This is a genomic window from Gracilibacillus sp. JCM 18966 (assembly GCF_055392695.1).
The window spans coordinates 3,487,732-3,506,288 of record NZ_AP043883.1 but is presented as its reverse complement, the minus strand read 5'-3'; the positions used below and the strand labels follow the sequence as shown (position 1 = coordinate 3,506,288).

Sequence of the window (18,557 nt, the reverse complement as noted above, 5' to 3'; positions counted from 1 at the left end):
TATTATTTACCCAATCAGACTCAAAATCAGTTGTGAAAGCTTTCTTGTTTTTGGTATGATGTTTATGGTGGATAAAGTGCGTCCATACTAGTTATTAATTGGAAGTGATTGGAATGAGAAGTATGACAGGCTATGGAAAGGCACAGTATCAGACAGAAGATTGGCATATTATAATTGAAATGAGAACAGTTAATCATCGTTTTTTAGATATCTCTTCCCAGATACCGAATTTCCTTTTACCAATCGAGAACAAAATAAAACAAATGATAAAAAAACATTTACATAGAGGACGAGTGGAGCTTTCCATACAAATACAAGGCGAGCAGTTACAACAACGCATGCGAACGAATTGGAATCTTGTGAGGCAATATGTCGAGCAGTTAAAGGAAGTACAAAAAGAATTGAACCTTGCTGGAGAGATAACGATAGATTTAGTCGCCCAATTACCTCAAGTTATGGAAATCGAAGAAGAAGATAGCAAAATGAGTTCCCACTTAGATTCCATTATATTAGAAAAAATAGCAGAAGCGTTAAAACAAGTAGAGGAAATGAGGAAAAAAGAGGGACAAAATCTATGCATTGATATCTTGAATTATATAAGAAACATAGAAAATAAATTAAAATGGTTGGGTGAACGAAGAAATATTGTTATAATAGAGTATCAAGAAAGAATAAAAGCTAGAATGGATGAATATCTTCAGGATGCTCCAATTATCGATCAAACTAAGTTAAATCAGGATATAGCAGTCCTAGCAGAAAAAGGGGATATATCTGAAGAATTGGCAAGATTGCATAGTCATATAAATCAATTTGATTCATTGGTGCACGAGGTAGGTGCAGTGGGGCGACGATTGGACTTTATCGTACAAGAAATGCATCGAGAGTGTAATACAATCGGATCCAAATCAAATGATGCGGGAATAAGTGAACAAATTATACATATGAAAAGTGATTTAGAGAAGATCAAAGAACAGATTCAAAATATTGAATAATAGAGAAATGTGTTCTTATTTAAATAAGGGGGAGCTCGAGATGAGTTTAAAATTAATTAATATTGGCTTTGGAAATGTAGTCTCCGCAAATCGTATAATTTCAATTGTATCACCTGAGTCTGCACCAATTAAAAGAATTATTACAGTAGCAAGAGATAATAATAAGTTAGTTGATGCTACATACGGAAGAAGGACAAGAGCTGTTATTATCACAGATAGTGATCATGTTGTACTATCAGCCGTTCAACCTGAAACCGTTGGACAAAGAGTGATTAGTCATGATGAAATTAGTGATGAATAAATAGGAGGAAGTATTTTGATAGAAGAAAAAGGGATACTATTTATTTTGTCAGGACCTTCAGGTGTTGGCAAAGGAACTGTTAGAAAGGCATTATTTGAGCAAGATACTAACTTGAAATATTCAATTTCAATGACTACCCGCTCAAAACGTGAGGGCGAAAGAGATGGTGTAGACTATTTCTTCCGTACCCATGACGAGTTTAAAGAAATGATACAACAGCGAAAGCTATTAGAATATGCTGAATATGTAGGCAATTATTACGGAACACCAAAACAATATGTAGAAAAGATGATCGAGGATGGCCATGATGTATTTCTTGAAATTGAAGTACAGGGTGCCATGCAGGTTAAGGAAAACTTTCCTCAAGGTGTTTTCATATTCTTAATTCCTCCAAGTTTAGAGGAGCTGAAAAATCGGATACAAGATAGAGGTACAGAGTCTGAGGATCTAATCTCGAGTAGATTAGAAGAAGCGCGTAATGAGATTGAGATGATGGATGCCTATGATTATGTTGTGGTGAATGACGATGTAATGAATGCAGTAAGCAAAGTTCAATCCATTGTCCAAGGAGAGCATTGTAAAAAAGAAAGAGTAATTAAACAATATAAATCATTATTGGAGGTTGAAAAAGAATGATATTAGAGCCATCTATTGATAAGCTTCAATCGAAAATCAATTCAAAATACACGTTGGTAACTTTAGCTGCCAAAAGAGCTAGACAAATTCAAGACACAAAGATCCATCAGGTTTCCCGTCCTGACTCTGCAACATATGTAGGTTTAGCCTTAGAAGAAATTTTAGAAGAAAAACTAACAGTAGACGAAGATTCGGTAATAGATTAATTTCAGTTATCACGGCGCTTAGTGTACTTAACTCCTTTGCTTTAAGAGGTGTGTAGATCAAACATATAAAGCTTAGAAGAACAGGCGCTTAACATCCTGATAAGTTTCGCTAGCTATGAAGAAAGAGAAAATTCTACTGACGGAAGTCTCCCTGATAATGAGACGATTATATCCCTCGCATTGCTTCTGCTTGCGAGGGTTTCTTCTATACAGTACTTGTAAAAATTCATTTTGAGGGTGTGAGATCATGCTTAATGGAAAAAAAGTATTATTAGGTGTATCAGGAGGAATTGCGGCATATAAGGCTATTGCATTAACTAGTAAGCTAACGCAAGCTGGAGCTAATGTGAAAGTAGTCATGACTAAAAGTGCAACTGAATTCGTTACACCACTATCCTTTCAAGCTATTTCAAGAAATGAAGTCTATATTGATACGTTTGATGAAAAGGACCCGAATAAGATTGCACATATTGATCTGGCAGATTGGCCGGATTTCATTTTGCTTGCCCCTGCCACCGCTAATTTAATCGGTCGAATCGCTAACGGTTTAGCAGATGATATGTTAACAACAATAATGTTAGCAACAGAAGCCCCCGTATACATCGCTCCTGCAATGAATGTTCATATGTACCAACACCCTGCAGTTAAACGGAATATGCAGACATTAGACAATTGGGGTTATCATTTCATCGAACCAGGAGAAGGCTATCTCGCTTGTGGTTATGTTGGGAAAGGTCGCTTAGAAGAACCAGAGCAAATTGTTCGTTTGTTAGAGCAACAATTTCAGTCAAGACAACATTTAACAGGGAAGAAAATATTAATTTCGGCTGGACCGACCAGAGAAGCAATAGATCCTGTTCGTTTTTTTACGAATCATTCGTCAGGAAAAATGGGTTATGCACTTGCGGAAGAAGCTAGTAAAGAAGGCGCCCAAGTGTATTTGGTCTCTGGTCCTACTTCACTTGAAACTCCTAAGCATGTGAACCGATTTGATGTAGTAACAGCAGAGGAAATGTTTCAACAGATGAATCGTTTGTATGGGGAAATGGATATTGTGATTAGTGCTGCAGCCGTAGCAGACTATCGACCTGTTGAATTCCATCAGCAAAAATTAAAAAAACAACCAAATAATTTGTCTATAGAATTGGAAAGAACACGTGATATTTTAGAGTATCTTGGAGGTCAAAAACAGGATCAATATCTGGTGGGATTTGCAGCAGAAAGTCAACACTTAATAGAATATGGTAAAGAAAAAATAACGAAAAAAAACTTAGATGCGATTGTGATAAATGACATAAGTCGAATCGATATTGGCTTCCAATCAGATCAAAATGAAGTAACCTTTTTAACGAAGGATGGAAAAGAAAATCACATCAACCAAAACTCTAAAAACGAAATCGCTAAACAAATATTATTATTTATTGATCAGGAATTAAGGAAGGATTAATATGCAAGTAGCAAAAGTAGTTGTCGATGTTCCGACAAATCAAACGAATCACTCGTTTGATTACCTCGTTCCACCTGAGATGGTAGGATTAATAAAAAAAGGTATGAGAGTCTCTGTACCGTTTGGACCAAGAAAGGTGATGGGATTCGTTGTCAATCTTGTAGCGGAATCTGAATTTGATAAGTTGCGTAAAATTAGTCAGGTAATGGATATGACCCCTGTATTAACAGATGAATTATTAGAACTAGGTAAATGGCTTGCAGAGGAGACAATTAGTTTATATATTCAAGCATATCAAGCAATGCTACCACAAGTTTTAAAAGCAAAATACAAAAAGGAAATTGAAGCATTAACCTTTGAAGAATTGCCGAAGTCCTTACAAAAATTATTTGATGGCAGAACAGTTATTAGCTTTGATGAGTTTTTGCAGCGAAATGGAAATTATCGAGAATTACACAAGGAAATGAAAAATGGACATGTTCAGATTCATTATATAGTTCAATCGAAGGAAACGATCAAAAAAGTATCGTTTATTGAACCAAATAAAGAGTTATACTTAATAGAAGAGGCGATACAAGATCTATCCAAAAACGCTCAAAAACAACGGTTAGTGTTAGAATATTTTCTTAAAAACAATGAATCTGTCGAACAAGGTGATTTACTTCGTGCTTGTGAGACGACAACGAGTACTATTCAAGCATTGATTAAAAAGGGATTGTTAAAGAAAATTGAAAAGAAGGTATACCGTAATCCTTACCAAAACAGAGAATTTAAACGAACAAAACCACTACCCTTAAGTGATCAACAGCAAGTTGCTATTGAACCAATATGGAAGGCAATCGAGAAGGAACAGTCTGAGGTATTTCTTCTCCATGGAGTAACTGGTAGCGGGAAAACAGAAGTATACTTACAATCTATAGAAAAAGTATTACAAAAAGGACAAGAAGCGATTGTTTTAGTTCCAGAAATAGCACTAACTCCACAAATGGTTCAACGTTTTAAAGAGAGATTCGGTGGGGAAGTAGCGGTATTACATAGTGCCTTATCGCCTGGAGAAAAATTTGATGAGTGGACAAAGATTCACAAAAGAGAAGTAAAAGTAGTTGTAGGCGCAAGATCAGCTATTTTTGCTCCATTTGAGAATATAGGTATTATTATTATTGATGAGGAACATGAAACAAGCTATAAGCAGGAGGAACAGCCGCGATACCATGCAAGAGAAGTAGCGAAGCAACGTGGGATTTATCATCAATGTCCAGTGGTATTAGGAAGTGCCACCCCATTACTTGAATCATATGCCCGTGCAAAAAAAAATGTATACCATTTATTAGAAATGCCTGACAGAATGAATAACCAAGTAATGCCCCCGGTAGAAATTGTCGATATGCGCGAAGAATTACATGCTGGTAATCGGACGATGTTTTCCAAGAGATTGCTAGGTGCGATCGAAGAAAGATTAGCCAAAAAAGAGCAAGTAGTTTTATTCTTAAACAGACGGGGATATTCTACTTTTGTTATGTGTCGAGAATGTGGGGATGTAGTGAAATGTCCACATTGTGATATAGCTTTAACCTATCATAAAAGTAATCATTTATTAAAATGTCATTATTGTGATTATCAAATACCAATGATGCAAGAATGTGAAAATTGTCAGAGTGATCAGATTCGTTATTTTGGAACAGGTACCCAAAAAGTGGAGGAAGCCTTGATGCAGGTCATCCCTGATGCAAAAATTGTACGAATGGATGTTGATACCACGAGGAGAAAAGGTGCACATGAACGGTTACTGCAGAAGTTCCAAAGCAAAGAAGCGAATATATTGTTAGGAACTCAAATGATCGCGAAAGGATTAGATTTTGAAAATGTCACTTTAGTAGGTGTGCTTGCAGTGGATGCTATGTTGAATTTACCAGATTTTCGAGCCTCAGAGAAAACCTTTCAATTATTAACGCAAGTTAGTGGTAGAGCAGGGCGTCATCAGCTTCCTGGTGAAGTAATTATTCAAACATATTCAAAAGAGCACTATAGTATTGAATTAGCAAGCCAATATAATTATACTCAATTCTTTTTACAGGAAATGAATATGCGAAAGAATTTTCATTATCCTCCATATTATTTTCTAACACTAATTAATGTGTCTCATCCTAACCAATTGAAGGTAATGGAGGTCACGAAAATGATTAGCAAGCTATTGTATAAACATCTAACAAATGATGCAACGATTTTAGGACCTACACCGTCACCGATTATAAGGATTAACAATAGATATCGCTATCAGTGCATGATAAAATATAAAAATGAACCAATGCAACACGAGATTATTCGTAAAATACTCGACTATTATTATGAAGATATTCAAAAAAATGATCTTACTATAACGGTGGATTTTGAACCATATCAATTAATGTAAAGGAAAATGGGGTTGGTAAGAATGAAAAAGGTTATCTTTATGGGAACACCTGATTTCGCAGTTCCCATATTAGAGCGAATATTAGAAGATGGTTATTTGGTAGAATTAGTTGTCACCCAACCAGATCGACCAAAAGGTAGAAAAAAAACGATGACACCACCACCTGTGAAGGTTGCTGCAGAAAAAAACAATATTCCTGTATTTCAACCAGAAAAAATAAAAGATAATTTCGAACCAATACAAGCAATAGAACCAGATCTAATTGTGACCGCTGCATTTGGCCAAATCTTACCTAAAGAGCTGTTAGACATACCAAGATATGGCTGTATCAATGTTCATGCTTCACTATTGCCAGAATTAAGAGGTGGAGCTCCCATTCATTATGCCATATTAAATGGCCATCAAAAAACAGGTATTACTATTATGTACATGGCAGAAAAATTAGATGCTGGTGATATTATCAGTCAATCAGAGGTAAAGATCACCGAACAAGATGATGTCGGAAGTTTACATGATAAACTATCAGTGATCGGAGCAGACTTACTTTCCGATACGATTCCGAAAATTTTTAATGAACAAATTGAACCTATAAAGCAAGAGGAAGCTTTAGCGACATTTGCTCCGAACATTACAAGAGAGCAAGAAAAAATTAAATGGGAAAATTCGATGCAGCAAATTTTTGATCAAATACGTGGCTTGCACCCATGGCCCGTAGCTTCCACTAAATGGAGAGGAAACAATCTAAAAATTTACCATGCCACAAAATCGGAAAAGCAAACGAATCAACATCCTGGTGAGATTGTCGATATAACGGAGGACGGTATTGTTGTTGCAACAGGTGATAGTAAAGGGATAATCATTAAGACACTTCAACCAGCTGGCAAAAAAAAGATGTCAGCAGCAGATTTTATAAGAGGTGTTGGGAATAACCTTGAAGTAGGGGAGAAATTAGGCGAATGAAGAAAAATGATCAGGTAAGAAAAATAGCATTAGATTTATTACTGAAAATAGGGGAAAAAGGCGGTTATAGTCATTTAACCATTGATCAGGCCATGAAAAAATATGATTTGGATACACGAGATGGTGCGCTATTAACAGAAATTGTTTATGGCACCCTACAACACAAATTGACACTTGAATACTACCTTAATTCCTTTGTTAATAAGAAAAAAAAGCTGGATAATTGGGTGAAATGGCTGCTCTATTTATCTATTTATCAAATGCATTATCTGACGAAAATACCTGATCATGCTATCATTCACGAGTCTGTAGAAATCGCTAAAAAACGTGGGCACAAAGGAATTGCTAATTTTGTCAATGGTGTGTTACGTTCTGTTCAACGAAATGGATTACCAGATTTAAATGAAGTTAAGAAGGAAGATAAAAGAATCAGCATCACTACAAGTCATCCAAATTGGTTAGTAAATAGATGGATAAAGCAATATGGGATAGACATAACAAAAGCAATGTGTGAAACAAATATAACCCATAAACAAATAAGTATTCGTACACAGCCATTAAAAGTCAAAAGAACAGACCTTATCAAACAATTGCACGAGGACGGTTTGAAAGTAAGAGCCTCAGAAATATCAGAACAAGGCATTTTAATCGATCAGGGAAATGTTTTAAAACATCCTGCTTTTGATGAACACCTGTTCACCGTTCAAGATGAAAGCTCCATGCTAGTTGCGGAAATGATGGACCTTTCGGAAGGCATGACGATATTAGATGCCTGTAGTGCCCCTGGTGGAAAAGCAACCCATATTGCAGAGAAAATACGTGACAAAGGGACTGTTTTCGCTTATGATTTGCATGAAAAGAAGGCAAAGCTTGTAAAGAAAAAAGCGGAACAATTGGGACTTACTTGTATCCAAACAGGCCAGGCGGATGCACGAAAACTTGATCAGGTGCACGAAAAAGCTACATTTGATCGAATTCTAATTGATGCCCCATGCTCTGGTTTAGGTGTATTACGTAGTAAACCTGATATCAAATATAATAAAGAAGAGGCAGATATTAAAAAATTGGTATCCATTCAACAAGAGATATTAGAAAGCGTAGCCCTATTATTGAAAAAGGATGGGAAATTAATCTATAGTACATGTACAGTGAATAAAGAAGAAAATGAGTTAGTGATTAAGCGATTCTTGAATGAGAACCAACGGTTTATAGTAGACCCCTTATTTTCTGAAGAGTTACCTATTGGCCTTAGAAATAGCCAAGGTCTTACTGAGTTTGGTATTCAACTATTTCCTCAAGATTTAAATAGTGATGGTTTTTTTATTACAAGACTTACAAAGAAAGATAGTGTGAAATGATGAAATCCTTGTAAAGAGGTGTAAATGGATGAAATATTATTTTCGATCAGATAAAGGAAAGATTAGAGAAATTAATGAGGATGCAGTATCTGTTCTGGAAGATACGGATCACATATTGGCACTAGTGGCAGACGGGATGGGAGGCCATCAGGCTGGAGATGTAGCGAGTCAATTAGCGATTGAAAGTGTAGTACGAATGTGGGAAAATAAGGAACCGCGTGTAAGCAACAAGGAAAGCGCTGAGGTGTGGTTACAATCCGCTGTATCTAAAGCAAATAATACCGTATATGAACAATCACAGCAGGAAGATAAATACAAAGGGATGGGAACAACGATTGTAGCAGCTATATGCCATCAAACATTTATTAGTGTTGCTCATATCGGGGATAGTAGAGCTTACTTACTAGACAAGGAAGACTACAAGCAGATTACAGCAGACCATTCCTTAGTGGGTGAACTAGTGAGAACTGGCCAACTCTCAGAGGAAGATGCACAGGTTCATCCTCGTAAAAATGTTATTTTAAAGGCCCTTGGCACGGAAAAAGATGTAGAACCAGATGTTTATTCTACAACATGGGAAGAAGGGTCCAAGCTATTACTGTGTACAGATGGGCTCACAAATAAAATAGACGATAATGAGCTTTATCAAAAATTGTTACAGAAAGGCTCACAACAATTAATTGATGAATTAATTCAATTGGCCAATCAACGTGGTGGAGAGGATAATATTACCCTCGCGCTTATCGAGCAGCAAGAAGAAGTTGGTGATTCTGAATGTTAGAGGGGAGAACTTTAAACGACCGCTACCAAGTAAAAAAACTGGTAGGCGGTGGTGGTATGGCCAATGTTTATCTAGGAAACGACTTAATTTTGGATCGTGAAGTGGCTATTAAAGTATTAAGATTAGAATATGCAAATGATGATGAATTTATTAAAAGGTTTCATCGGGAGGCACAAGCTGCAACAAGCTTATCTCATCCAAATATTGTGAGTATCTATGACATTGGGGAAGAAGATCAAATCTATTATATGGTAATGGAATATATTGATGGGATGACATTAAAACAATATATTCAATTACACGCACCAATTGAGCTAGAAGAAGTACTGGATATTATGGCTCAAATTTCATCCGCTATTGGACATGCCCATGATAATGGTATTATACATAGAGATATAAAACCCCAAAATATGTTGATCGATCAATATGGTCAAGTTAAAGTGACGGACTTTGGAATAGCTGTTGCACTTAGCGCCACAGCATTAACTCAAACCAATTCTGTTCTCGGGTCGATCCATTACTTATCTCCTGAACAAGCTCGTGGAGGAAAGGCTAATGTTAAGTCAGATATTTACTCCCTTGGTATTGTAATGTTTGAAATGATTACTGGAACGCTTCCGTTTTCAGGGCAATCTGCTGTCTCCATCGCATTAAAGCATTTGCAGAAGGATTTGCCCTCTATACGTGAATGGAAGGCAAATATTCCACAATCTGTTGAAAATATTATGCTGAAAGCGACCACGAAGGATCCGCTATATCGCTATCAATCGGCAATGGATATGGAAAATGCTGTTATCCATGCATTAGATCCCGAAAAGCTTCATGAACCGAGGTTTGAACCTCCTAATAATGAGGAAGATGGGACTACAAAGGCCATTCCCATTTTAAAAGAGGACACATACACAGAAGTAAGTGCCGCCGATGATGAAACGATTGTTAAAGCAGATTCTAAAACTAGTAAGAAGGAAAAGCCCAAAAAAGAAAAGAAAAAGAAGAAAAGAAAAAAGTCTATAATTTGGGTAACAAGTCTTTTAGTGATATTATGTGGCGCGATTCTATTAGCTCTATTTGTACTTCCAAGTTTATTTGAACCGAAGGATGTGAAAATCCCAGACGTATCTGGTCAAAGCTATCAAGAAGCATTGGAAGAATTAGAAAGCTTACAGTTAAAAGTAAACAAAGAAACAGAGGCACACGAAGAAATAGAAGAGAATCATGTTATCGAAACATATCCTGCTGCCAATTCTACGGTGAAGGAAGGAAAAGATATTACAGTATACGTGAGTACAGGTCCTGATACAGTGGAATTTGAAGATTATATTGGGGAAGAGTACGAGAGTGTAGAGAAAAGTTTGTTGGATGCTGGCTATCAAGATGTGATTTCATACGAGGTTTTTTCTGATCAGCCTGTAGGGAAGATCATATCTCAGCATCAACCATCACCAGGTGATAAGGTTGTCCCAAGTAATACAAAGGTTATTTTTGAAGTAAGTAAAGGTCAGGAAACATTTCGTTTAAATAGATTAGCAGGAATGACTGTCAGTGAAGCAGAGGAGTATTTAACTAGTAATGATTTGAAGCCGAAAATTGTTGAAGAATATCACGATGAAGTAGAAGAAGGGCAAGTAATTGATCAAAATCCAGCTGCTAATGAGGAAGTTGTTAAAGGCCAAGAAATTACAATTACTGTTTCTAAGGGGCCAGAACAGCCAAAACAAGTTACCCATACCGAATCCTTTACTGTCCCATATACGAAGGATCCTGATAAAAATGAAGCCCAATCTGTTAGCATTTATGTAGGCGATGTTAATCATTCCATTCAAGAGTTATATCAGGAAGTGGAAATGATTACAGAGGATACTACTTTTAAGATTGATTTAACCATAGCCGAAGCTGAAGAAGCTTCCTACAAAGTATTGCGAGATGATGAACTATTAATTGAAAAGACAATAAGCTATGAAGATGTAAAGGGTGAGTAAATGGCAAAAGGCAGAATAATAAAGGCATTGAGTGGTTTCTATTATGTTGATTATAATGGCAAAGTGTTTCGTTGTAGAGGCAGAGGGGTTTTTCGTAAAAGGAAAATCACACCATTAGTAGGAGACTCCGTAGAATTTGAAGAGAGTGGAGAACAAGAAGGATATATTACAGCAATTGATGACCGAAAAAATGAATTAGTTCGTCCACCAATTGCGAATGTTGATCAAGCGATCGTATTGTCCTCGGCTAAAGAGCCTAATCTAAGCTTGAACTTGTTAGATAAGTTTTTAGTAATGGTTGAATCAAAACATATTCAGCCAATACTATTCTTCACAAAAATGGATTTGCTTGAAAAAAGTGAAGCTCAATCCTTGCAATCTAAATTGCAATATTACCAGGATATTGGCTATACCATTCGCTTTTTATCGAAAGAAGATCAAGATCTAGTGGAACAAGTCTCTAGCTTTCTTGAGCAAAGAATTTCTGTCTTTGCTGGGCAGTCTGGAGTGGGAAAGACCTCCTTACTTAATGCACTGATTCCTGGGCTTGAACTAGAAACAAATGAAATATCAGAAAGCCTAGGTAGAGGAAAACATACGACAAGACATGTAGAATTAATACCATTTCAAAATGGCCTAATTGCCGATACACCAGGTTTTAGCGCATTAGATTTTGCCGAATTAGAATTAGAAAGCTTACCGAATTGTTTTCCAGAGTTTGTCGAACGACGAGACACATGTAAATTTCGGGGCTGTATGCATATAAAAGAACCAGGTTGTGCAGTAAAGACAGCAGTTGAACATAAAGAAATACTAGCAGAACGATATGAAAATTATTTACATTTTATTGAAGAAATAAAGCAGAGAAAGCCGAGGTATTAATATGACAGTAAAACTTGCACCATCAATCCTATCAGCTGATTTTTCCATATTAAGAGAAGAGATTGAGGATGTAGTTAATGGCGGAGCGGATTATATTCACATAGATGTAATGGATGGTCATTTTGTTCCAAATATTACAATTGGTCCTTTAGTTGTTTCATCTATAAGACCAATAACCTCTACCGTACTAGATGTTCATTTAATGATTGAAAATCCGGATAGGTATATCCCGCAATTTGCTGAGGCGGGAGCAGATATAATTACCGTGCACGTGGAAGCATGTAGACATCTTCATCGCACAATTCACCTAATCAAGGAGACGGGTAAAAAAGCGGGTGTTGTGATTAACCCAGCCACTCCTGTTGAAAGCATTAAACCAATTTTGAAATATGTGGATTTAGTATTATTTATGACAGTGAATCCAGGGTTTGGCGGTCAATTGTTTATTCCAGAAGTATTAGATAAAGTGAAGCAAGCCGTTAGTTGGCGAGAAGATTTCGATTTATCATTTGAGATTGAAGTCGATGGCGGGGTTAATGAGAACACAGTGAAACAATGTAAAGAAGCAGGTGTTGATGTACTAGTGGCTGGCAGTGCCATATTTAACAAAGAAGACCGTCAAAAAGCAATGAATATATTAAGAAATGCTTAAAGTGAGACTACCATCAGTAGTATTTTCCCACTGATGGGGATAAATAGAACACAAATTGGAAGGTTGTCAAAATGAGAATAGGTATAGTGGCTGGCGGACCAAAGGAATTACTTGCGAATCTTCTAGCTTTCCAACACCAAATTGATTTTTGGATTGGAGCTGATTTAGGTGCAAAATATTTGTTAGACGCAGGGATTGACATCCATATGGCTGTAGGAGACTTTGATTCGGTTTCGGTTCACGACAAAGAATTAATTAAAGCTACTACTCCTAGATTCGTTCTATACCCTACAGAAAAGGACGAGACCGACCTAGAGCTTGCTATTCGGTTAGCTCTAGAGCAAGAGCCTGACTCTATTCAGTTATTTGGTGTTACAGGTGGAAGATTGGATCACGAATTAGCTAATATTCATTTACTTTATCGGTTAATGAAACGAAATGTCTTTGGCGAAATCGTAGATCATCAGAATCAATTATCACTTTATAAATCTGGCAAATACCATATTAAAAATGTTCATCCAGGACAATATATTTCATTTATTCCATTTTCCCAAATGGTAAAAAACCTAACCTTAAAAGGATTTTATTACCCGCTTGATAAGATAACAATTGAATGGGGCTCGACATTATGTATTTCTAATCAAATAATTGACGAGCAAGGTACTTTTTCTTTTACTGATGGCATATTAATAATGATAAAGAGTGTGGATCCATTGAAAAGCTAAAGAAACATGATGGAAAATTGTACTAGGATGCAATTCTTTCCGTCAACCATCATAAGCTATAAAAAGAGTATAGAAATGTGCTTTTCAAAAGGCGGGGAGGGGTAGAATGAAATTTTATACAATTAAACTACCTAAGTTTTTAGGTGGTTTCCTAAGAGCAATACTTGGTTCGGGCAATAAAAAGTAAAAAAAAGAAAAGGCTCCTTACATGAAGGGGCCTTTTCTTTAACAAACATATTATTAGACACGCTCTACTTTGCCAGATTTAAGAGCTCTAGCAGAAACATATACGCGTTTTGGTTTTCCGTCAACCATTATTCTAACTTTTTGTACGTTTGCTTTCCATTTACGCTTATTTGCGTTCATCGCATGTGAACGTTGATTTCCTGAAGTCGTTTTGCGACCAGTTACTACACATTTACGTCCCATCATTGTTCCCTCCTAGCTTACACTAACTCTGTACATACTTATATAATTTATCATAGATCGTTCATATTTGCAATTATTCTTCTAAGTTTTTCTCAATTGGAAAAGTTTTAGTAAGTATATTTTCACGCAGTGGATTAAGGCGTAGAGGCTTGACAGAATTTCATTTTTCCGCCATTCTATAATGGATAAGCTTTCATATGGTAATAGCTGTGATAAACTTTTTTTACATTCTATCCATTTGTTATATAATAAACTTAGATGATAAAAGTGTCTAATCGAGAATCATTCCTTCTATTGTTCGTAGAAATTTAACGGATCCACAAGAGAAGGTTCCTAGAAGTTTGGATGTCAGTAACTACAGTGGTTACTTGGCGAAAAGGTCTATATTTGAATACTAGGAGGTTGAGTTATGTCTATTGAAATAAAAACGAAGGATGGTCATGTAACCATTACAAACGAAGTAATTGCGACAGTAGCAGGTGGAGCGGCAGTAGAATGCTATGGCATTGTAGGCATGGCATCTAAAAACCAATTAAGAGATGGTATTGCGGAAATTTTACGGAAAGAGAACTTTGCAAAAGGAGTCGTAGTAAGACAACAAGTGAATGATATTCATATTGATATGTATATCATAGTAAGTTATGGCACCAAAATTTCAGAGGTGGCTCATAATGTGCAATCACAAGTGAAATATAAATTAGAAAAGACTCTTGGCTTGAATATAGATTCGATCAATATTTATATTCAAGGCGTACGGGTAAGCCAAGATTAAAATAGATGAAAACAAGAATTAGAGGGATATCAAAATATCAATATTTTTTGATATGGTTTGAGGGAGGAACTAGGAAGTGACGAATACTACAATTAATGGAGCTACCTTTGCAAGGATGGTACTAACAGGAGCTCATCATTTATCTAATAATGCTGATAAAATTGACGCACTAAATGTATTCCCTGTTCCGGATGGCGATACGGGGACAAATATGAATCTTTCGATCACGTCTGGTGCGAATGAAGTAAAGCAAGCAAATGAGCAAAATGTATCAGATATTGCGAATGCATTTGCAAAAGGGCTCTTAATGGGTGCAAGAGGTAATTCTGGAGTCATTTTATCACAATTGTTTAGAGGATTTGCAAAAGGAATTGAAGGAAAAAAAGAGCTAGATATAGCAGGTTTTGTTTCAGGCTTAGAAAGTGGTGTTAATACCGCTTATAAAGCAGTGATGAAGCCTGTAGAAGGTACAATTCTTACGGTGGCTAAAGATACGGCAAATGAAGCAAAGAAGCTCGCAGATTCCGAGTCTGATATTATCTTATTTACAGAGAAGGTTGTAGCAGCGGCAAAAGCATCCTTAAAACGAACACCAGATTTATTGCCAGTCTTAAAGGAAGTAGGGGTGGTGGATAGTGGTGGACAAGGTTTAGTAGTAATCTATGAAGGCTTTCTTGCTGCACTAAAAGGAGAAGAATTACCTGAACATAATATTGACGACACAATGGATCTAGAAGATTTAGTTCATGCTGAACACCATAAACAAGCTCAGGATTTCATGGAAACCGACGACATTCAGTATGGCTATTGTACAGAGTTTATGGTTCGTTTTGAAGAAGATAAACTGAAAGAGCATCCATACGATGAAACAAAATTCAGAGAAGAACTAAGCCAACATGGTGACTCATTATTAGTAGTGTCTGACGATGAGATTGTTAAGGTTCATATTCATGCAGAGTATCCAGGGGATGTCTTCAATCTTGGTCAACGCTTCGGAAGCTTTATCAACTTAAAGGTTGAAAACATGAGGGAACAACATTCAAAAATCACCGAAAAAAATAACCTTAAGCCAAAACAAAAGCAGGATTTTGCAATTGTCACCGTCGCAATGGGCGATGGGCTTAATGAATTACTCAAAAGTCTTGGTGCAACGATTGTTATCCAAGGTGGACAAACCATGAATCCAAGCACCAAAGATATTGCCAACGCAGTAGAAAAAGCGAATGCGGAAAAGGTGATTATATTACCAAACAATAAAAATATTGTGATGGCAGCCGAGCAAGCAGCAGAAATTGTGGATGCTGAAGTTGAGGTAGTTCCAACCAAAACAATACCACAGGGAATGTCTGCATTACTTGTGTTTAATCCAGACACAACATTAGAAGAAAACAAACAACAAATGGTAGCTGCAAGTAAAGATGTCAAAACAGGACAAATTACTTATGCAGTGCGAGATACTCAGATTGATGGGATGACAATTGAGAACGGCCATTTTATGGGGCTTGCAGATGGTAAAATCGTTGCAACCAATCCAAATCAAATGGAAGTTATAAAGCAATTATTAAGTGAAATCGTCGATGAAGAGGAAGATGAAATCATTACTATATTAAGTGGTGAAGATGCCTCAAGTGATGAAGAAGAGGAAATGGTTCGTTTCTTAGAAGAGAAATATGAAGATATTGAAATAGAAGTGCACAAAGGAAATCAACCGATTTATTCTTATATTTTTTCGATCGAATAAGAGAGGCTTCTATTACTCAAGACTAAGCAATGTGAAAAAATAGCTACAACTAATGCTCTATCTTTATGGATAGGGCTTTATTCACTAATGTGAACTTAAATAAAATACCATAACCATTCAATTACATAAGGTAACTAATTGTTGGCAGATGTGAACAAAAGAAAGTGTGAGAGAATTGGCTAATCCATCATTACAAGATATAAAAGGAATAGGACCTAAAATGTTAGAGCAATTCCTAGAATTAAGGATCTCATCTATTGAGGATTTATTTTATTATTTCCCAAACCGCTATGACCATTACGAAATGAAGCCATTGCATGAATTACAGCATGAAGAAAAGGTAACCATTGTTGGACAAGTTATCCTAGAGCCGGTATTACAGTTTTATCAGAAAAAAAGATCAAGGCTTGTAGTATCGATAAAAGTAGATGGTGCAGTTGTCAAAGGTGTTTTGTTTAACCGGGCATTCGCTAAAAAGCATTTTGTCGTAGGGGAAACCGTAACAGTTAGCGGAAAATGGGATCAGCATCGGTTACAAATTACAATTGACCAATATAAAAAGGGAACAATGGACGAACAAAGCCCCATTTCGCCCATATATCCTCTAAAGGGAAACTTGAAAAATGCTCAAATTGTAAAAGTGATGAGCAACGCATTAGAGCAATCCATTCAAGAAATAGATGAACTATTACCGGAAGAATTTTTAGCAAATTATCGTTTACCTGATCGGCAAACCGCATTAAGAACGATTCATTTTCCAGAAAACTTCAAATTATTGAAGCATGCCAAGAGAAGATTTATTTATGAAGAATTATTAATATTTCAGCTAAAAATGCAATTGCTAAGGAAGAAGCATAAAGAGTCGACATTAGGTAATGCCAAAACAATTGATCGAGACAAGGTGGAGCAATTTATTCATACATTACCTTTTCCGTTAACCAATGCACAAACCCGCAGTTTAAAGGAAATTCTTCATGATTTGAAATCCCCATATCGTATGAATCGACTGTTACAGGGAGATGTTGGTTCTGGAAAAACTGCGATCGCTATTATTAGTCTCTATGCTACAATCACTGCTGGAAAGCAGGTGGCATTTATGGTTCCGACAGAAATTTTAGCAGAGCAACATGAACAATCATTAATAGATTTTTTACCAAAGGATGTAAACATAGAACGACTTACAGGCTCCATTAAAGGCAAAAAAAGAAAGGAAATACAAGCAAAACTTTCAAATGGAGCTTGTGATGTCATCATTGGTACACATGCTTTAATACAAGATGATATTCAATTTCATGATCTAGGTTATGTCATTATTGACGAGCAACACCGCTTTGGTGTTAATCAACGAAATGCACTCAAAGATAAAGGGCTACTAACAGATATTCTGTTTATGACAGCAACCCCAATTCCGAGAACCCTATCCATCACGGCTTTTGGAGATATGGACGTTTCTAAAATTGATGAGATGCCAAAAGGAAGACTACCAGTAGAAACATACTGGGTCAAACACAATATGCTAAACCGGGTACTTTCCTTTATTTATAATGAGGTAAAAAAAGGTGCACAGGCATATGTGGTCTGTCCATTAATTGAAGAATCCGATAAGCTCGATATACAAAATGCGCTTGATCTATATGTCCAATTAAAAGAAATATTGGATCAGAAGGCATCTGTTGGGTTAATGCATGGACGGTTAAGCAATGAAGAAAAAGAGCAGGTAATGAATGATTTTACTCATAATCGCATTCAGATTCTCGTATCCACAACAGTGGTAGAAGTAGGGGTAAATGTACCCAATGCGACCGTTATGATGATTCATGATGCAGACCGATTTGGACTATCGCAATTACACCAGTTAAGAGGGCGTGTTGGCCGAGGGCATAAACAAAGCTATTGTATCCTAGTAGCAGATCCTAAAGGAGATACAGGTAAAGAGAGAATGCGAATTATGACGGAAACCACTGATGGATTTGAGTTAGCAGAAAAGGATTTAGAATTGCGAGGACCTGGGGATATATTTGGAGTGAAACAAAGTGGGGTTCCTGAATTTCGTTTAGCAGATTTGGTTCATGATTATCGTGCACTAGAAACAGCAAGAAATGATGCAACAGATATAGTACAAAATAAACGATGGAATGAACCAGATTTTCAACCATTAAAAAGCTATGTTCAATCTCATTTTACGTTGGAGTCAGATTTGTTAAATTAGTAATGACATTTGCTTGCATAATTCCATATGGTATTATATATTACTATTAGTACCTAGTCATAAAAATAGATTTTATG

The 18,557-nt window shown here is 36.4% G+C and carries 18 protein-coding genes; 17 read left to right on the top strand and 1 reads right to left on the bottom strand.

The genetic code is table 11. The annotated features are described in order from the left end of the window. The first annotated feature begins 104 nt into the window (after positions 1-104). The 14 genes from ACZ5N5_RS17055 to spoVM all read left to right on the top strand — a co-directional run bounded on the left by ACZ5N5_RS17055 (position 105) and on the right by spoVM (position 13,516). Complete coding sequence (locus ACZ5N5_RS17055) at positions 105-992, top strand: YicC/YloC family endoribonuclease (RefSeq protein WP_464373794.1); 888 nt, start codon at positions 105-107, stop codon at positions 990-992. A gap of 40 nt (positions 993-1,032) precedes the next feature. Then, a complete protein-coding gene (remA, locus tag ACZ5N5_RS17050; RefSeq protein WP_054787587.1) occupies positions 1,033-1,293 on the top strand; it encodes an extracellular matrix/biofilm regulator RemA in 261 nt (86 codons plus the stop codon). A 15-nt stretch (positions 1,294-1,308) separates the two neighbouring features. Next, complete coding sequence (gene gmk, locus ACZ5N5_RS17045; RefSeq protein WP_054859528.1) at positions 1,309-1,929, top strand: guanylate kinase; 621 nt, start codon at positions 1,309-1,311, stop codon at positions 1,927-1,929. Continuing rightward, positions 1,926-2,135: a DNA-directed RNA polymerase subunit omega gene (rpoZ, locus tag ACZ5N5_RS17040; RefSeq protein WP_109984464.1), complete on the top strand. Its 210-nt coding sequence runs from the start codon at positions 1,926-1,928 to the stop codon at positions 2,133-2,135. The genes gmk and rpoZ overlap by 4 nt, the downstream gene beginning before the upstream one ends. Positions 2,136-2,382: 247 nt before the next feature. After that, on the top strand, positions 2,383-3,582 hold the full coding sequence (coaBC, locus tag ACZ5N5_RS17035; RefSeq protein ID WP_109984463.1) for a bifunctional phosphopantothenoylcysteine decarboxylase/phosphopantothenate--cysteine ligase CoaBC: 1,200 nt from the start codon (positions 2,383-2,385) through the stop codon (positions 3,580-3,582). A gap of 1 nt (position 3,583) precedes the next feature. Continuing rightward, a complete protein-coding gene (gene priA / locus ACZ5N5_RS17030; protein WP_109984462.1) occupies positions 3,584-5,992 on the top strand; it encodes a primosomal protein N' in 2,409 nt (802 codons plus the stop codon). Positions 5,993-6,013: 21 nt separating this feature from the next. Next, complete coding sequence (gene fmt, locus ACZ5N5_RS17025; RefSeq protein ID WP_277677832.1) at positions 6,014-6,952, top strand: methionyl-tRNA formyltransferase; 939 nt, start codon at positions 6,014-6,016, stop codon at positions 6,950-6,952. Then, complete coding sequence (gene rsmB / locus ACZ5N5_RS17020; protein WP_464372818.1) at positions 6,949-8,310, top strand: 16S rRNA (cytosine(967)-C(5))-methyltransferase RsmB; 1,362 nt, start codon at positions 6,949-6,951, stop codon at positions 8,308-8,310. Before fmt ends, rsmB begins: the two co-directional genes overlap by 4 nt. Before the next feature lie 28 nt (positions 8,311-8,338). Beyond that, positions 8,339-9,091, top strand: coding sequence for a Stp1/IreP family PP2C-type Ser/Thr phosphatase (locus tag ACZ5N5_RS17015; protein ID WP_054787586.1), 753 nt, complete (start codon positions 8,339-8,341; stop codon positions 9,089-9,091). Next, the gene (gene pknB, locus ACZ5N5_RS17010; protein ID WP_109984459.1) at positions 9,085-11,070 is read left to right on the top strand and encodes a Stk1 family PASTA domain-containing Ser/Thr kinase; all 1,986 of its coding nucleotides are present in this window, start codon (positions 9,085-9,087) and stop codon (positions 11,068-11,070) included. The genes ACZ5N5_RS17015 and pknB overlap by 7 nt, the downstream gene beginning before the upstream one ends. Then, positions 11,071-11,952 carry a ribosome small subunit-dependent GTPase A gene (gene rsgA, locus ACZ5N5_RS17005; protein WP_109984458.1) on the top strand — a complete coding sequence of 294 codons (882 nt, stop codon included), beginning with the start codon at positions 11,071-11,073 and terminating at the stop codon, positions 11,950-11,952. It begins immediately after the preceding gene. Position 11,953: 1 nt separating this feature from the next. Beyond that, positions 11,954-12,604 carry a ribulose-phosphate 3-epimerase gene (rpe, locus tag ACZ5N5_RS17000; protein ID WP_277677834.1) on the top strand — a complete coding sequence of 217 codons (651 nt, stop codon included), beginning with the start codon at positions 11,954-11,956 and terminating at the stop codon, positions 12,602-12,604. Positions 12,605-12,675: 71 nt separating this feature from the next. Next, positions 12,676-13,329, top strand: a complete 654-nt coding sequence (locus ACZ5N5_RS16995; protein WP_054787585.1) for a thiamine diphosphokinase — start codon at positions 12,676-12,678, stop codon at positions 13,327-13,329. 106 nt (positions 13,330-13,435) lie between these two features. Beyond that, positions 13,436-13,516: a stage V sporulation protein SpoVM gene (gene spoVM, locus ACZ5N5_RS16990; protein ID WP_054859522.1), complete on the top strand. Its 81-nt coding sequence runs from the start codon at positions 13,436-13,438 to the stop codon at positions 13,514-13,516. A gap of 53 nt (positions 13,517-13,569) precedes the next feature. Here spoVM and rpmB read toward each other — a convergent pair whose 3' ends face one another. Continuing rightward, entirely contained in the window at positions 13,570-13,758 is a 189-nt protein-coding gene (gene rpmB / locus ACZ5N5_RS16985; protein ID WP_054859521.1) for a 50S ribosomal protein L28, read from the bottom strand. Between the two features lie 409 nt (positions 13,759-14,167). Between rpmB and ACZ5N5_RS16980 the strand changes: the two genes are divergently transcribed. The 3 genes from ACZ5N5_RS16980 (at position 14,168) to recG (ending at position 18,480) form a co-directional block, all read left to right on the top strand. Further along, entirely contained in the window at positions 14,168-14,530 is a 363-nt protein-coding gene (locus ACZ5N5_RS16980; protein WP_054859520.1) for an Asp23/Gls24 family envelope stress response protein, read from the top strand. Positions 14,531-14,606: 76 nt separating this feature from the next. Then, a complete protein-coding gene (locus tag ACZ5N5_RS16975; protein WP_181397508.1) occupies positions 14,607-16,271 on the top strand; it encodes a DAK2 domain-containing protein in 1,665 nt (554 codons plus the stop codon). 175 nt (positions 16,272-16,446) lie between these two features. After that, complete coding sequence (recG, locus tag ACZ5N5_RS16970; RefSeq protein WP_464372817.1) at positions 16,447-18,480, top strand: ATP-dependent DNA helicase RecG; 2,034 nt, start codon at positions 16,447-16,449, stop codon at positions 18,478-18,480. Positions 18,481-18,557: the final 77 nt, after the last annotated feature.

Excerpts from the sequence above, each read along its gene's own strand:
- remA (WP_054787587.1), top strand. The coding sequence starts at position 1,033 with ATGAGTTTAAAATTAATTAATATTGGCTTTGGAAATGTAGTCTCCGCA.
- rpoZ (WP_109984464.1), top strand. The coding sequence starts at position 1,926 with ATGATATTAGAGCCATCTATTGATAAGCTTCAATCGAAAATCAATTCA.
- coaBC (WP_109984463.1), top strand. The coding sequence starts at position 2,383 with ATGCTTAATGGAAAAAAAGTATTATTAGGTGTATCAGGAGGAATTGCG.
- priA (WP_109984462.1), top strand. The coding sequence starts at position 3,584 with ATGCAAGTAGCAAAAGTAGTTGTCGATGTTCCGACAAATCAAACGAAT.
- fmt (WP_277677832.1), top strand. The coding sequence starts at position 6,014 with ATGAAAAAGGTTATCTTTATGGGAACACCTGATTTCGCAGTTCCCATA.
- rsmB (WP_464372818.1), top strand. The coding sequence starts at position 6,949 with ATGAAGAAAAATGATCAGGTAAGAAAAATAGCATTAGATTTATTACTG.
- ACZ5N5_RS17015 (WP_054787586.1), top strand. The coding sequence starts at position 8,339 with ATGAAATATTATTTTCGATCAGATAAAGGAAAGATTAGAGAAATTAAT.
- pknB (WP_109984459.1), top strand. The coding sequence starts at position 9,085 with ATGTTAGAGGGGAGAACTTTAAACGACCGCTACCAAGTAAAAAAACTG.
- rsgA (WP_109984458.1), top strand. The coding sequence starts at position 11,071 with ATGGCAAAAGGCAGAATAATAAAGGCATTGAGTGGTTTCTATTATGTT.
- rpe (WP_277677834.1), top strand. The coding sequence starts at position 11,954 with ATGACAGTAAAACTTGCACCATCAATCCTATCAGCTGATTTTTCCATA.
- ACZ5N5_RS16995 (WP_054787585.1), top strand. The coding sequence starts at position 12,676 with ATGAGAATAGGTATAGTGGCTGGCGGACCAAAGGAATTACTTGCGAAT.
- spoVM (WP_054859522.1), top strand. The coding sequence starts at position 13,436 with ATGAAATTTTATACAATTAAACTACCTAAGTTTTTAGGTGGTTTCCTA.
- rpmB (WP_054859521.1), bottom strand. The coding sequence starts at position 13,758 with ATGGGACGTAAATGTGTAGTAACTGGTCGCAAAACGACTTCAGGAAAT.
- ACZ5N5_RS16980 (WP_054859520.1), top strand. The coding sequence starts at position 14,168 with ATGTCTATTGAAATAAAAACGAAGGATGGTCATGTAACCATTACAAAC.